Source organism: Dapis brunnea BLCC-M229 (assembly GCF_050015995.1).
GTDB lineage: Bacteria > Cyanobacteriota > Cyanobacteriia > Cyanobacteriales > Microcoleaceae > Trichodesmium.
Genome location: NZ_JBNHEP010000036.1, coordinates 1 through 15,631, shown reverse-complemented (window position 1 = coordinate 15,631; position 15,631 = coordinate 1). Strand labels below are relative to the sequence as shown.

The 15,631-nt window shown below is 37.9% G+C and carries 14 protein-coding genes; 5 read left to right on the top strand and 9 right to left on the bottom strand.

Annotated elements, in window-relative coordinates; genetic code table 11:
* Positions 1 to 103 precede the first annotated feature (103 nt).
* Entirely contained in the window at positions 104 to 1,750 is a 1,647-nt protein-coding gene (gene hcp / locus ACP6PM_RS03550) for a hydroxylamine reductase (RefSeq protein ID WP_426581910.1), read from the bottom strand.
* A 1,047-nt stretch (positions 1,751 to 2,797) separates the two neighbouring features.
* Here hcp and ACP6PM_RS03545 point away from each other — a divergent pair.
* Positions 2,798 to 3,502 (top strand): Crp/Fnr family transcriptional regulator, encoded by a 705-nt coding sequence (locus ACP6PM_RS03545; protein WP_426581908.1) that lies wholly within the window; start codon positions 2,798 to 2,800, stop codon positions 3,500 to 3,502.
* A 65-nt stretch (positions 3,503 to 3,567) separates the two neighbouring features.
* Here the strand turns inward: ACP6PM_RS03545 and ACP6PM_RS03540 are convergent, their stop codons facing one another.
* Positions 3,568 to 4,002, bottom strand: a complete 435-nt coding sequence (locus ACP6PM_RS03540) for a hypothetical protein (RefSeq protein ID WP_426581906.1) — start codon at positions 4,000 to 4,002, stop codon at positions 3,568 to 3,570.
* A 302-nt stretch (positions 4,003 to 4,304) separates the two neighbouring features.
* Between ACP6PM_RS03540 and gnd the strand changes: the two genes are divergently transcribed.
* Positions 4,305 to 5,726 carry a decarboxylating NADP(+)-dependent phosphogluconate dehydrogenase gene (gene gnd / locus ACP6PM_RS03535; protein WP_426581904.1) on the top strand — a complete coding sequence of 474 codons (1,422 nt, stop codon included), beginning with the start codon at positions 4,305 to 4,307 and terminating at the stop codon, positions 5,724 to 5,726.
* A gap of 93 nt (positions 5,727 to 5,819) precedes the next feature.
* Here gnd and ACP6PM_RS03530 read toward each other — a convergent pair whose 3' ends face one another.
* Together ACP6PM_RS03530 and ACP6PM_RS03525 are read right to left on the bottom strand one after the other, a co-directional pair.
* Positions 5,820 to 6,305: a DUF1269 domain-containing protein gene (locus ACP6PM_RS03530; protein ID WP_426581903.1), complete on the bottom strand. Its 486-nt coding sequence runs from the start codon at positions 6,303 to 6,305 to the stop codon at positions 5,820 to 5,822.
* A 477-nt stretch (positions 6,306 to 6,782) separates the two neighbouring features.
* Positions 6,783 to 8,177, bottom strand: a complete 1,395-nt coding sequence (locus ACP6PM_RS03525; RefSeq protein ID WP_426581901.1) for a helix-turn-helix domain-containing protein — start codon at positions 8,175 to 8,177, stop codon at positions 6,783 to 6,785.
* 280 nt (positions 8,178 to 8,457) lie between these two features.
* Between ACP6PM_RS03525 and ACP6PM_RS03520 the strand changes: the two genes are divergently transcribed.
* Positions 8,458 to 8,676 (top strand): hypothetical protein, encoded by a 219-nt coding sequence (locus ACP6PM_RS03520; protein ID WP_426581899.1) that lies wholly within the window; start codon positions 8,458 to 8,460, stop codon positions 8,674 to 8,676.
* Between the two features lie 960 nt (positions 8,677 to 9,636).
* Here the strand turns inward: ACP6PM_RS03520 and ACP6PM_RS03515 are convergent.
* From ACP6PM_RS03515 to ACP6PM_RS03495, 5 genes are all read right to left on the bottom strand, one after another.
* Positions 9,637 to 9,867: a type II toxin-antitoxin system PemK/MazF family toxin gene (locus tag ACP6PM_RS03515; protein ID WP_426581897.1), complete on the bottom strand. Its 231-nt coding sequence runs from the start codon at positions 9,865 to 9,867 to the stop codon at positions 9,637 to 9,639.
* 29 nt (positions 9,868 to 9,896) lie between these two features.
* The gene (locus tag ACP6PM_RS03510) at positions 9,897 to 10,085 is read right to left on the bottom strand and encodes a hypothetical protein (protein ID WP_426581895.1); all 189 of its coding nucleotides are present in this window, start codon (positions 10,083 to 10,085) and stop codon (positions 9,897 to 9,899) included.
* A 369-nt stretch (positions 10,086 to 10,454) separates the two neighbouring features.
* Entirely contained in the window at positions 10,455 to 10,724 is a 270-nt protein-coding gene (locus tag ACP6PM_RS03505) for a hypothetical protein (RefSeq protein ID WP_426581893.1), read from the bottom strand.
* Positions 10,725 to 11,593: 869 nt separating this feature from the next.
* Positions 11,594 to 11,998, bottom strand: a complete 405-nt coding sequence (locus tag ACP6PM_RS03500; protein WP_426581891.1) for a thioredoxin family protein — start codon at positions 11,996 to 11,998, stop codon at positions 11,594 to 11,596.
* Positions 11,999 to 12,045: 47 nt separating this feature from the next.
* A complete protein-coding gene (locus ACP6PM_RS03495) occupies positions 12,046 to 12,759 on the bottom strand; it encodes an NnrU family protein (protein ID WP_426581889.1) in 714 nt (237 codons plus the stop codon).
* A gap of 816 nt (positions 12,760 to 13,575) precedes the next feature.
* On the opposite strand from ACP6PM_RS03495, the gene ACP6PM_RS03490 reads away from it, so the two are divergent.
* Both ACP6PM_RS03490 and ACP6PM_RS03485 read left to right on the top strand, forming a co-directional pair.
* Positions 13,576 to 14,580 (top strand): LysR family transcriptional regulator, encoded by a 1,005-nt coding sequence (locus tag ACP6PM_RS03490; RefSeq protein WP_293104982.1) that lies wholly within the window; start codon positions 13,576 to 13,578, stop codon positions 14,578 to 14,580.
* Between the two features lie 643 nt (positions 14,581 to 15,223).
* Positions 15,224 to 15,442, top strand: coding sequence for a hypothetical protein (locus tag ACP6PM_RS03485; RefSeq protein WP_426581887.1), 219 nt, complete (start codon positions 15,224 to 15,226; stop codon positions 15,440 to 15,442).
* Positions 15,443 to 15,631: the final 189 nt, after the last annotated feature.

The window sequence follows — 15,631 nt, the reverse complement described above, 5'->3', positions numbered from 1 at the left end:
TTGAAGAGTAGCGATCGCTCAGGTTTTACACAAACGATGCTACCGGACATGATATTACTTATAACGATGATTTAAAGTTCCAAATTTGTCCAACTCAATGAAGTTATCCCATCATACCACCCAAACAAGCTGCCAAATCTTCATCTGGAGTAGCGATAGCCTGTAAATTATATTTCTGCTGCAATAACTCAAAAACCTTAGGGGAAATAAAAGCAGGCAAAGTCGGACCTAACCGAATATCTTTAATTCCCAAATACAACAAAGTCAACAAAATTGCCACTGCTTTTTGCTCATACCAAGACAAAATCATTGACAAGGGCAACTCATTAACACTCACATCAAATGCTTTTGCCAAACCCAAAGCAATTTGAATTGCCGAATAAGCATCATTACACTGACCAACATCCATTAACCGAGGAATTTCTCCAATTAAACCCATCTCTTTGTCAAAAAAGCGGAACTTTCCACAAGCAAGAGTCAAAACCACACAATCTTCGGGAACCTTCTCCACAAACTCCGTATAATAATTTCGGTCTGGTTTCGCTCCATCACAACCACCCACTAAAAAGAAATGACGAATCTTCCCTTGCTTGACTGCCTCAACCACAGTATCTGCAACATTCAAAACTGTATTTCGGGCAAAACCAACCATTACCTGTTTCGGTTCCCCATCTCCAGTAAACCCAGACATCGACAACGCCTTTTCCATCACGGGAGAAAAATCTGGAATACCGTCTGTTGTTGTGTCTAAATGAGTCATTCCTGGATATCCCACCGGACCAATACTAAATAATTTATCCTCATAATTTTCATGGGGAGGCATCAAACAATTTGTTGTTACAACTATTGCGCCTGGGAATTTAGCAAAATCTTTAGTTTGGTTTTGCCAAGCGGTACCATAATGACCGTAAAAATGGGGATATTGTTGTTTCAAAAGCGGATAACCGTGGGAAGGCAAAAGTTCGCCATGAGTATAGACAGTAATATCGGTATTAGCAGTTTGTTTTAAAATTGCTGCGAGTTGTCGAATATCGTGACCAGAAACTAAAATTGCTTTTCCTTTTCGAGGGTTTAACGGTACGGTGGTAGGTACGGGATGACCGTAGGTTTTTGTATGACCTGCGTCTAACAATTCCATTGCTTTGAGATTAATTTCTCCAACTTTCAATGCTAGGTTTACCCAGTCGTCAAGGATAAGGTCTTGGTTATCTAGGGCGACTAATGCTTCGGCAATAAAGTCATAAATTTTTTCATCTTCTTCTCCCAACTCCATAGCGTGGAATGTGTAGGAAGCTGCGCCTTTGATACCATAGATGACAGTTAATTTGAGAGAAAATATATCAAGGTTACTATTAGACTGAGCAAGAAATTTTAGGGAAACATTTTCACCTTGGAGAGATAAACTTTCGCTGTAGTCTGGTTCGTAGTTAGCTAGGGGAGACCATCTAGTTTGATAAATTTGAGTTTTCAGGTTTTCCCGATGAGCGATCGCCTGTTTAATATATTGAGCAAAGCTTTTTTTGTTAAAGTTAACATTTGTCATTGTCGCAAACATTGACTCACAGATAAAGACATCTATTTCTTTAGTGGGAATATTTAATTGTTTTGCCTGGAGTCTGACTTCTGCCAACCCCCGGAGGCAGTAAACTAATAAATCTTGTACAGCGTTTAATTCTGGACTTTTGCCACAAGCTCCCCACTGGTGGCAACCTTGCCCACTGGCGGTTTGTTCGCATTGTTCGCAAAACATAGACATAATTTTTTTCTCCTGGTAGGTTTTTATCTGTATAGACCTCTTGCAAAAGTTTTAATTCAATCAATTAGAGATATAGAATCAAAAATTTTATCGCCCCTATTCCCTATTCCCTGACTTCTGCAAGAAGTCTTATATTTTTACTTTAGTTACTGGCTAGAAATTTTGTCTTTGACTTGAGTCAATAATTAGTAAATTTTTGAGGTTGCTGAATAATTTGTATTTTATTTAACTGCTAACTTCTATTTTTATGATAAGTCTCAAAAGAGATGGCTGTTATTAAAACTTAGTTAAGAAATCTTTTTTTAAGTAGAAATTCCTATCAAACATTTTGAAAAATTCACTAATGCTACATCACCACCTATAGCTCTACAAGTAAAAATTAAGACTTTTTTCTGTTCCCTTTATAACCAAATCTATTTTTATAGGAAAAAAGTCTAATTATCTGCAAGTTAATAACTAATAACTTTGTTTTTTAACTAGCTATTAGCTTTTCCTTACGGAATGCTACGCAAACAGCATTTAGCTAGCCTCCTGGGTCGTAACTACGGCCTTCAGCTAAAAATCCGAGGGTAACGGTCCCCCCACAAGAGTTTGAAAAATTAGTGGTGCGTGTATATAAGGGATTCAAACCCCTATATACACCTTGAAAAACTGATTGCTGAGTGCTGCTTCAAATTTTATAAATATCCGATAAAATATTGTTTGTAAAATATAAAATATCACAATTTTTATATGGTCAAATTTAGCTAAAAATTATTTTTATAAGACTTTTTGATGAAGGCGAATCTACAATTTTTTTTACGTTTAATTAGACAGTGTTTGTAAACTAAAGATTAAGACAGCCAGAGTACTTAATGTTCGGTGGGTTACGGCGGAAAGTTAAATTTTGGTTACGATTCATAGTTATTGCCGCCTTTTCATGTCGGCGACAGCCGTTAGCGAAGCTTTGCGCCAGCAAAACCCACCCTACGCCTGAATTTAATATTCCTTTTACAAACAGTCTCTTAGACTTACATACTTAAAGAATTTCTGAAATAAACAATGAATGAGCAGATATCAAAAATCAGTCAATTTATAGCTAATACTCAAATTTTTAATAATCTTCCCTCAGAACATTTGCAGGCTGTTAGTCAAATAGCTAAACTTCAAATTTATCAAAAAAAAGAACCGATTTTTTGGGAAGGAGAAAAAGGTAGAGGTTTTTTTATTATTTTCTCTGGCAAGGTCAAAGTTTTTAAATTTTCTCCTGAAGGAAAAGAACAAATTTTACATATATTTACTACGGGAGAACATTTTGCTGAAGTTCCAGCTTTTGATGGCAAATGTTATCCGGCTTCAGCAGAAGCATTGACAAAAACTGAGCTATTATTTTTCCCTAGAACAGAATTTTTAAAACTATTAGAAAATCATCCGAAGATTGCGATTAATATGTTGTCAGTTTTTGCCAAATACTTGCGCTTATTTGCCAAATTAATTGAAGATTTATCACTGAAAGAAGTACCAGGAAGATTAGCCGTTTATTTATTGGAGTTAAGCGATCGCTCTTCCGATCCATCAGAAGTCAAACTAGATATGAGTAAAAGTCAATTAGCTGCATCATTAGGTACTATTCCTGAAACTCTTTCCAGAGTTTTTGCCAAATTAAGCGAACAAAAATTAATTTCTATAGATGGTAAATCAATTAAATTATTAAATATTCCTGCTTTAAGAGTTTTATCTGCAGAAAAAAGAAAAAAGTTCCTCTGAACTCATCCTCTTCTTTTTAAGCAGAGGTAATTATTAATTATTAATTGTTAATTATTAATTATTACCTATTCCTCTCCTGTCAAAGCATCAGCAAATGGGTCTGGCAAAGCTTGTTGTATTTCCATTTCTTCATTATCTTCAACAGATAAATCTTCACTATTCAGACTTTTTTTTACAATCTTTTTGCTATTTTTGCGCCGACTATAATCCTGCAATCTTACCAACTCATCTTGATAAACGGAAATAATTCTTGTCAGAGACTCAGCCACTTCATCCCAACTTTCATCATCTATAATTTTTTCCGCAATACCTTGGAATAAATCCCCAGTTTGATTTTTTTGAACATACTCCTTCAATAACTTCCCAGACTTTTGTAAAGCTGCCTGATATGCTTCTCCATCAGACCACCAAAGCCCAGGCTGATTCAACAACCAAGTCAAAATATATTCTTGAGCGTGCTGCTCTTTTACCCAATTAGCAAGATACTTTAATTCATCCATAAATTACCCCCTTTGAACTATAAAAACTATTGCAATGATTAAATTAATCTGTAATCTACAGTAGAATATCATAATTTATTCATATTCTACATCTTGAATTAGACTTGAGATTACTAAAATCAAGAATAGTGCTGAATTTATTGATACAGAATTTTTACCCTCTCTTAAATATTAATTTATTTGTATCAGCCTATACTTGAAATATTAAAAAAAACCTTTACTGGAAACCCTCAAAAAAAAAGACCTGTAATCTAAAAACGGTAACTTAAATTAGAGAAAAAGTCAGGGAAGTAAAAATTATTATGGGACAGCAAAAATTTGGTGTTATAGGTTTAGCTGTAATGGGAGAAAACCTAGCTCTCAACGTAGAACGTAATGGATTTCCCATCTCTGTATACAATCGCAGTGGCGATAAAACAGAAAAATTTATGGCAGAGCGGGCACAAGGGAAAAACGTACACGCTGCTTATACTTTAGAAGATTTTGTTCAATCCCTAGAAAGACCCCGTAGAATCCTGGTCATGGTAAAAGCAGGAGGACCAGTTGATAAAGTTATCGAACAACTTAAACCCCTCTTAGACAAAGATGATATGATCATCGACGGTGGTAACTCCCTCTACGAAGATACAGAACGCCGTACTAGAGATTTAGAATCTACCGGATTAGGTTTCATGGGGATGGGAGTTAGTGGTGGAGAAGAAGGTGCCTTATGGGGACCTAGTTTAATGCCTGGTGGTACAGAGGCTTCCTACAAAGAATTAGAACCAATTTTAACTAAAATAGCTGCTCAAGTTGATGATGGTCCTTGTGTGACTTACATTGGTCCTGGAGGTGCTGGTCACTATGTGAAAATGGTACATAACGGCATTGAGTATGGCGATATGCAGTTAATTGCTGAAGCCTACGACTTGTTGAAAAATGCTGTAGGAATTAGCAACGAACAACTCCATGAAATTTTTGCTGAGTGGAACAAAACTCCAGAGTTGGAATCCTTCTTAATTGAAATTACAGCGGATATCTTTACTAAGAAAGACACTGAGACTAGCAACCATTTAGTTGATATGATTGTTGACTCTGCCGGACAAAAAGGTACAGGTAGATGGACGGTAATTAATGCTTTAGAGTTGGGGGTTGCTGTTCCAACTATTACTGCTGCTGTTAATGCTCGGATTATGTCTGGTATTAAAGATGAGCGTGTAGCTGCTGCTAAGGAATTGACAGGTCCGACTGCTAAGTACGAAGGCGACGCCCAAGCTATGATTAATAAGGTGCGGGATGCTTTGTATTGTTCTAAGATTTGTTCTTATGCTCAAGGTATGGCATTGTTGGCTGCTGCATCTAAGGAATTTAATTACAATCTGAATTTGGGTGAGTCGGCGCGAATTTGGAAGGGTGGTTGTATTATTAGAGCTGGATTTTTGAATAAGATTAAGAAGGCTTTTGATGAAAATCCCAGTCTACCTAATTTATTGTTAGCTCCAGAATTTAAGCAAACCATTCTCGATCGCCAGGATGCTTGGCGGGAAGTTGTTGGTCTAGCTGGTCAGTTAGGATTACCTGTTCCTGCATTTAGTGCTTCTCTCGATTATTTTGATAGTTATCGTCGGGGAACTTTACCTCAAAACTTGACTCAGGCTCAACGGGATTATTTCGGCGCTCACACTTATGAGCGTATTGATAAGCCTCGTGGTGAATTCTTCCATACTGAGTGGCCTACTAAGTAATTCTTTCTGTTCCAAAATTAGGCGATCGCTCTTTGGTTAAATAGAGGCGATCGCCGTTTGCTATATATTTGATATTAGGTCTTAGAAGCAGATTTAGTGAACAAACATTTCACGCAATTTTTCTTCCTGCTCTTTTGGCAGATTGGTTGCTACAATTTCAAAATTTATATCTTTAATCGCTTCTGCTACCCGATCTACAACTGCATCTGTGCTTAACAAAAATAAGGCAGAAGTTCCCTCAGTTACTTTTGTGCGGACATCTTTAATGAAATCATCATTGATGCCGATATCTGTAAAAGAAGCACTTAAGGCTCCTAATGCTGCGCCGATCGCCATTCCAAAAATTGGTACAAAGAAAATAATACCAAATAGCATCCCCCAGAAAGCACCATCCAGAGCACCTAGAACTTTAAGGTCATATAGTTGACGGGTTTTGGGTTTTTTCTTTCCTTCTGTCCAACTCACAATTGCTGCATCTTGAATTTTGATTAGTTCTTGTTTTTGTAGGTCACTCAAAATACTAATCATTTGATCTGCACCGTCTGTAGTTGGGAACTTTAAAACTGTCAGAGTTGCCATTGAAATTCTCCTTATAGAGCAGAAACTGAACTTTTATCTTTGACCATAGAAGATTTTACCAGGAATCATCACCCAGAACAAACACTATATTTTTTTCAGCCTCAAACCTCAATTGTTATATAGATTTAGTTAGGAAAAATTTTAACTTATTCTGAGCTTACCGAAAAATTTTGGTTTAAAGCCTCCCCTTTTATAGATTTAGTTAGGAAAAATTTTAACTTATTCTGAGCTTACCGAAAAATTTTGGTTTAAAGCCTCCCCTTGGATAGGGGATAATAAATAAAAATTTTCATGATTAGTCAATCCTATCCGTTTTCAAGGAGGGGTAATTATTAATTATTCATTATTAATTATTAATTATTGAATCAAAGCCATTATTTGAACAATTGTAAAGAGAGAGTTGTCTTAATTCATTGAATGTGCTTTGCTAAAGAAATATAATTTTAATTATTTGTAATAATAGGTAAATTAATAAAACTATTGCACAATAGTTGAAGAAAAAAACAAAAAATTCATCTGCCCTGTGAGTACAGGTGGCACACTATAAAGATTTCCTTGTTTTTCAATCAGGAAACGCCGACACAAAGATTGTAATGTGTTGAGTAAATCTGATGGTGACGTTTGTGTAGTTTCTAAGAGTTGCGCCAGACTAATAGGTTGATTTTTTGTTGCTAAGAGTGACAGGGTTTGTTTTTCTGCTTGGGAGAGGCGATCGCTTGTCTCCTGTAAATTATCTTTCAAATCTTCTGGTAATAAGATGGCATCATCGGGCAATAACTCAATTAAATTTTCTTCCAACTCTTGAATTTGACTTGCGACACTTTTTAACCATAAAGGGTTGCCTTGGTAGGGGTGAATGAGTCTTTCCCAGTTATCAATTTCTGTTAAACCATAATCTATGAGTATTTCTCTAGCGCTGGCGATATCTAAACCAGTCAGTTGCAAAATAGGAATTGGTGTTTTTTTGCTTTTGAGTTGAGGAAGTTTAATTGGTTGTTCCCAACCTATTAATAGGAAGCAACTTTGATGGGATAATTTTTCGATCTGTTTGAAAAAGCAGTCATATTCTTCGTATCCTGGTTTGTATTTTCCTGCTAACTCCTCACTGCTGAAAAGGTGATGAATGTCATCTAAGACGACTAAACAATGATGCTTTTGCAAATATTTGATTAGGGGTAATGGTTTTTGTGTGTTTTCCAGTGAATTTTGTGGTTGAGACTGGGAGAAAAATTGAACTAAGTCAGCTTGAAATTCTGCAAAAGTGGGGGATGTTTCGAGACTGCGCCAAATTACATAGTCAAAATTATCTTTTATTTGTTGAACCAGTTTTACTGCTAATGTGGTTTTGCCGATACCACTGATACCCGTGAGTGCTATGAGGCGACAATGTTGTTGTAAAATCCAGGTTGTTAGGGTTTTGAGTTCGGTGTTGCGGTTGTAGAAGTCGCCTAACTCTGGCATTTCGTCTAAATCTTGATGTGGCGTTGCGGGTTGTGTGGGGTGAGATGTTTGTTGGTTAGGTTGGTGTGAGTCTGGTGTATCTGGGGGGTGTGTTTCTTTTGGACAAACAGTCAAGGTGGTACTCACGTTTTCTGCAAAGTTCAAAACATTACAACTTTGCCACCTTTCCATTGCCGAGCAAAAATTTGATTTACTTACATCTTCCCCTAATTCCTCTGAAAGAATTTTCCATAATTCTGCACCAGCTTTTCTCACATTACCATTAGAGCAATCAAATTCTTTGGCGATATCTTTGTAGCTCTCTCTTTGTAGAGTTACTCTGAGTACAGCCTCTTGTAGGTCATTGAGATGCTTGCCTGTTTTCTCAAAAACTATTTTATCAGCCAGTTGTAAGGCTTCTTCTAAGTTCATGGGTTTAGTGGGTAGGATTTTATCTGTATTATCGTTTACATTTAGGAACAATTGAGTACATTTTTAACATTTTTCCACAAAAGTAGATAAATTTGAGTCAGAACAAGAGTAACAATATTGAACATTTTCTGAGTAGAAAAAGCACTGATTCACTAAGTAATCATGGAAAGAAATAGTAGAGGACAGAGATACTAAAAGATTTTAGTTTAATCTTCTGTCAAGCTCTATTGGACTTTAAATTGAGTCCAATTATTGATCATATCATTTTGGAGACAACATTATGAGCAACAAAGAAGGTCGGAATTCATTTGCAGAAGGATTTGGAAAAGGTGTAGGAGCTGCTGTTGCGGGTGCTGCTGTTTGTGGAGTTATTGGATTCTTGTTTGGAAGTCCACCAGGAGCAGTTATTGGTGCCAAGGTTGGAGCTGTAAAAGGCGGAGCCATTGCAGGTCTTGGTGGCGATGGTGGCGATGGTGGTGATATGGGCACTTTTTCCTAATTAAACCCAAAAAAACCTAAGATTAAGTTTAGTTGGTTTTCGGTGTGTTACTTAATCTTTGCATCCGTACCATAATCTGAATAATTGGGTTCGCTCTTGTAGGGTGCGTTAATGAAATGTAACGCACCACCATTGATTTTCGGTGCGTTACGCTGACGCTAACACACCCTACTGGACTATATTGTGTTGGGTTTCGGGATGCAGTCGATGGGGATCTTGCTATCCCTCACCTCTGCTACAAAACCGTGCTTGAGAGTTTCCAGCTCACACGGCTCCTAACAGCAAGGATTTCTAGGTTAAGGTTTCACCTACTTTCCGTGGGCACTTATACTACAGGGAGCTAAGTTTTGCCTTATTAATTTCGGGTACCTGCCAACCTTACTGCCTCCCCACGTCTGCATATCCTAGACATTACTCTAGGTTTGCTTCTTGGAGAATCCTTATCCCTAATGAACATTGGTTAAACTTTCCCTACTCAATAATGAGAGTCCAATAGGGGTTACTTCGTTCCCTAGTACCATTTCACCTTGCACTTAGGCTCCCAGTCTCGCCCGGCCTCTAACTAGATGCGATAACGTCGAGAAACTACGTTACCAGTCATACAAGGCATCCCGTTTGGGTTTGGTGTATCAGGCTTAATTTCACCAATTTTGGGTGACGAGCGGTAATACGCTTATTGACTGTGCGTTAACCTTATGCAACTCCCTTGGCCGCAATAACCAAGTAAAAACCTTCTAGTTTTACGGCTTTAAGCCCATGCACTGAGAGACCAAGTTGTTACCTTGGAAACCTGAGCTTTAGAGTCACTCCGCATCCCGGAGAGTAGGAATTCAACCTACATGGCTACTAGAGTTATCCCTAGTTTTTGGGACTGGCTAACTTGCATAGGAGCTCGTTAGGCCAAACGAATCGCACTTCCTCAACCCAACCTGCATGAGTAGCGATCGCCAAATTATTACTCTAAAGGTACATAACTAGACGCAGACCTTCATCAACATTCTCCTGCAACTCCTCCGAAAAAGAACCAACTCGTTGTTCTAAAAACAACTTATCCAGAGTTATCACTTGAGATACATTAGCAACAGAATCTCGTGGCAGTCTAGTTGCTTTTTTTGGCAGCAAAACATTTCCGGGTGCTTCAGCTAATTCTAGATTTGAAGTGATAACCACCACAATTATAGTTTGAATCAAACTGCGATTAAAACCATCATTTTGAACAATTAATACTGGTGTGCGATAACCTGGTTCCGAACGCTACAGGGAGCGCGTTTAGTTTCGCTGGTAGCAGGATAAACGATCGCTAATGGTTTTCCTTTCTGGATGACAGTTAGTGGAGTTTTTGTGCGTTCAACTTCTATAAATAGAGTCTGTAAACTTTCAGGTAATTCATCAGTAGTAATTTCTGCCATATAAATTTTGTCTGTCTATCAAGAAAATACAATTCTAGTTTAACATATTAGCAATGCGGGCGATCGCCTCTTCCTGAGTAGCGATCGCTCCACCACTATAAAGACTTATTCTCGACAAAAGTAAAGTTTTTTGCTAAAGTAATATTTCGATCGGTAAAATGATAATACTTACTCTAGGACAAAGTAACTTTATTTGATTAATGTAGAAAATTAATTGGGGTAATTAAACATGAAATTAACAGTAACAGAAAAAAGTTTATTAATACCGAAAGAATTGTTAGGAGAAAATCAAGCGCGATCGCTACCTATACATTCATCCCAAGAATTGTCATAACTAGAATAAGTCATACAATATCAAGCATTATTAATTTATACAATTTTTCCTAGATACCAGTTTCCTTCCCAAAGCACTTCCACATAATCCCCTACTTTATAACTTTGTGCTAATATAAAAAGCAGATATAATTGCGATTTTTCTGCTATTTCTGAGGATTTTAAAAGTACATTTTTCCAGCTTTTAGCTATTGAAAAAAAATCAGATACCCTAGCTTTTTCTGGAATAGTAAAACTTGAAATTAGCAATAGTTTGACCAATATTATAGCTAATAATTTACTGAAATTTTGAGTATTTTTAATCATAATATCTGATTCAAATAATGCAGGGTCATTTCATTCTAGATTTCGGCAATGAATTTATTGATTTTCAGACAGCGAAAAATAAATTTCCCAAAGCTTGAAATAAGGTAGCTTCGTCAATACATAAAATGGCACAGTTTAGAATGAAACAGCCCTGCAAATAATGGCAATTTTGAGACTTATGAAATACAGGGATAAAACATGGGAAACTATAAATTAATAAAAAACTAAAAAAAGTTAATATAGCAGTACGTTTTTTGGTTAAAACTAGAATCAGGGTTTAAAAGCAACAAGGGAATGTCCTAACCTTAATGCGTAGTACTATCAAAAAAGCTTATAGCTGAATGCTTAAAGCTATAAATTATCAAAAAACTAAAAGAGGCTAAAACTGGCTCCAAAGGAAATGATTACTCCCTTCATTTCTAGTTTTAACCTCTTAATATGAAACTCAGCAACAGTATGATTAACGAATTATTGACATCCTGCCGACGTTGCGCTTACAAGGGCATCGCGGGATTCCTAAACCTCGCGGATTAGATCTTTCTGCTTAAGTACGCATCTGCCTCAAAGGCCGAACCTCTTTCTGGTCTTACAGTCGCTCCACAGACAAGCCAGCGCGGTCTTGGGGATTTCCCCCATGAGCAACTGGCGCTGAAACTGCTAGCCCAGCAGCCTTAGTCTATTCACCATAGCACAAAACTTGTAAAAACCGCAAAATTGATTGGTTTTCCAATTGCGTCGCTCCCTTTCAGGAGAGCGCGGGTCTTCAACCAACGTTGAGATAAATCGCTAGTCTGTGTTAAATAGATAATATGACCGCCACAGATGCAAGTCTCCGAATATTTACTAATCAAAAAAATCCCTAGATTTATCTATCGGGATTTCTGAATGCCATAATTTTGACCCAATGAAATTAACTGTGGTCGCAAAAGTTGAGTGAGGCAACGATTTTTATAGCTCAACATAAAAGCATCCAATGTTCGCCGGAAATCTTCTCGTGCCTGAAAATGATCTACTCGATTAACTATTTGACCATCCTCAAACAGAATCAAAGTAGGCAAAGTTTTCAGTTGATAGCTACTAGCAAGCTTTAAACTTTCATCAGCATTGACCCCTACAAGCTTTAAATGGCCATTCCACTCAGATTGAAATTTAACTAATTGGGGGACAATCATTTTACACAAGCCACACCAAGGTGCCCAAAAATGAACTAAAACTGGGTTAGAAGACTCTAACACCTCTTCTTTAAAACTATTTTGGTTCACTGACAAAACCATGATCCTTGAATCTATATTAATTAAATTTTTTATATCCTGGGATCATGCTACCAGTATACGCTCCAAGTTGCACGAATTAATAGAGGATGAGCTTGCCAGAATAAGAGGACAAAAACTCCTACTCCAAGGTAAGCCCATCGAAGAAACTCATGTAACTGTAAGGTTTGACGTCCTTGGATAATTGCTAGAAAAGGAATAACTGATGTACGGGATTTTAATTTCTCATAAGATTCACCAAAACGCTCCTCGAGTCGTCGATCCCCATGCCAAACACCAAACAAATGATGGAGTATTAGGCCAACTGATGTAACTAAAGTAAAGCTTGTTCCTAGCCAAAGGGTGTGGGCAATACACCAGATTATTTGGCCCACCATTTGGGGATGGCGAGTAATGCGAATAATCCCTGTTTCATGGAGATGGACTTGGGGCTTTTGAATTGCTGCAATTTCTAACAGGTTGAATGTAGAGGGGTACAGGAAAAGGAATGAAATTGCTGATAGTATCCAGACTATAGGTTTGACAATTGGGACACCTTGCAGTTGCCATAACTGTAAGCCATCGTAACGGTGATTGAAAAAGTAAACAATCAGAACTACTGCTAGTGGTAGACTGACTAGGGCAAATAAGATGCGGTAGAGTCTAGGACCAATTTTCTTTTCGGCCCAGGCTCGGATGGCAGCTAAACCACTATGAGCGATCGCAAAACTCAGCAGTAACCCCAAGATGATTAAATGGCTAAGGGTTAACGAATCATTAGACATGGCCAATATAGGAAATTGATAATAAAAGTTAACTTTTGGAGGAATCCTCCAGCAGTATGCTAAAGGGACGTAAACTGCTAACCCCATTCAAGGGGAAGGAAATGCGCTGAGTGTGGAGACTAATTTGCCCAAGAAATTATTTATACCTCGGCTGAGGAATATGGAAATCTCAAGTTCCAGCTCAGACTTATGGGTTAGCTCTATGCTTCCGGTAAGTCTAAGTCTTGACCTTCAACATAAGTCTCAGGGACAAAAGTACCTGATTTAGTTTAATCTAAACAGGACGATCAGAGTTTGATGAACTAACCAGAAAAGACCAGGGGATGAGAACACAGGTTGACATGGGGCGTGGAAAGATTGTTTCGATCCATTCCTCAACTTATACAATAGGCAACTTATAGCAAAGGGCAAGAGTCAGGTGTTCCATAATTCTCAGGTTATTGCTGTGGCTACTGCTATAGAACTTAAATGAGTTCTATTTAATCAAGAGAGGGGAAGGTGAGGAGATGAGAAGATAAGGAGTATTTTTCAACCTTGTTCCCCTATTCCTTGCCTCTATCTCTTGACTTCTGACTCAGTATTCCTGACTCCTTGTGGAAAAACTTAATCTTGGCAAAAATAGTAAATGGTTTCTATAAATAAAAACCTGCTTTCATACAAAAAAAGACTATAAATTCAAACTTCTCATCAGTTCTCCACTCTCTTCTTGCTCTCCAACAACCTATCTAATCAAATCAAAGGCCATTACGTCAGCAATTTGTCCATTAGGGAAACCTTTCGGCATCAACTCCCTAAATTTTTTTTTCCTTTAACAATATGTCTGAGCTTCCTTTCACCCTAGACCAATTACGCATTCTCAAAGCGATCGCTGCTGAAGGTAGCTTTAAACGAGCTGCCGATAGTTTGTTTGTCTCTCAGCCAGCAGTTAGTTTACAGGTACAAAATTTAGAGCGACAGTTGAATGTGCCCTTATTCGACCGGGGTGGTCGCCGGGCACAATTAACTGAAGCTGGTCATTTGCTACTTACTTACGGCGAGAAAATATTATCTCTTTGTCAAGAAACTTGCCGGGCGATCGAAGATTTGCAAAATCTCCAGGGAGGTACTTTAATTGTTGGTGCTTCTCAAACTACTGGTACTTATTTACTACCCCGAATGATAGGGATGTTTAGACAAAAATATCCTGATGTGGCTGTACAGTTGCACGTTCATTCTACTCGTCGTACTGCTTGGAGTGTGGCTAATGGACAAATAGATTTAGCTATTGTTGGGGGTGAAGTTCCTCCGGAGTTGCAGGAGTCTTTGGAAGTTGTGCCTTATGCTGAGGATGAACTGGCCTTAATTTTGCCTGTTTCTCATTCTCTGGCTGAAAAGGAGACTATTCAAAAAGATGATTTGTATCACTTAAATTTTATTACTTTGGACTCTCAATCTACTATTCGCAAAGTAATAGATCAAGTATTATCTGAAAGTGGCATTGATACTCGCCGTCTGAAAGTAGAGATGGAACTAAATTCAATTGAGGCAATTAAAAATGCTGTTCAGTCTGGTTTGGGGGTCGCTTTTGTTTCTGTTTCTGCTATTGAGAAGGAATTACAAATTGGGGTTTTGACTACGGCGAAAATAGATCAGATAGTTATTAATAGAATATTATCAGTCATTTATAATCCTAATCGTTATCGTTCTAAGGCAGCAGAGGCTTTTAGTAAAGAAATTTTGCCTTTGTTTTCTAGTTTAAATTTTAGCCCAGATCAAATTAAACCTTTATCTAAAGAAATACCGCCTATAGAGGTAGTAACAAATAACGTTCATGAAACTTGAATAAGAAACAGAGGAGTCAAGAGTTAGAATGGTTTGGGCCAATTTATTTTATACATAGGACTTACGCGGAGACCATGTATGTAGTGTTAAAAACTATAGCGCTACAGTTTTTGCACTCTATATATAGTACCCATGCGTAAGTCCTGCTACAGTTATTTTAGGTTTAATTTTGCCTACCTATTTATAGCTGAAGTCAGAAGGCGCGAAGTTAGATAGAGGAGCCGTCGGATTAGGGATGTACATAAGTTAAATTCGTATCACAGACTATATTTGAGAATTTGAGGATGTCAGCCCCAGTAATGTTGACTGCTTTATCTTTTATTGGCGTTGCTGAATAAATGTATGATTTTACCGAAAAATTGGGTTTAAAGCCTCGCCGAGGCACGGGCTACTTCCTATGTTATCATGAAATTGGTTTGAACACCCGCCTTGCCTCATAAATACTGTAGAAAAGAAGATGTTTGTCGAAACTCCTTCACCTTCAGAGCTGAACTTGGGAAGCTTTCAGGTCAATGAGCACTTCGCGCCCTGAAGGCACAAATAAACATCCATAAGAATTTTTGGTAAGTTGCGGGAGGGCATTCCGAGACTATAAGTGGACGGGTCGTCAAGCCATAGACTACCGCCAAGGTAGCAGCAGCCTGTGAGGGGTCAACCCGCCGAGGAGCTACGGCTCGGTAGTAATCCCAGTGCCGGCGCAGCCGGGCAGGATGTCAAAGGAGTCAGGTTGGTATTAGGCGTTTTGCTGGGCGACATGAAACCTGTAGGGCTGGGTAGCACTATCGCCACTCAGGCAGTTTATCTAAAATCTAATAACTACAGCGCAATAGTTGAATTAATTATTAATCACACTCAGAAGTGAGGCGTTTCGCTGGGCGACATGAAACCCGTAGGGGTGCGTACCACTATCACCACTCAGGCAGTTTATCTAAAATCTAATAACTAGAGCGCAATAGTTGAATTAATGAGGACTTACCCAGAGACCATGTATGTAGTTTTAAACCCATATTCCGCACGTCAAGTTGTAATATTAAAAGTAGTATAAAAAATG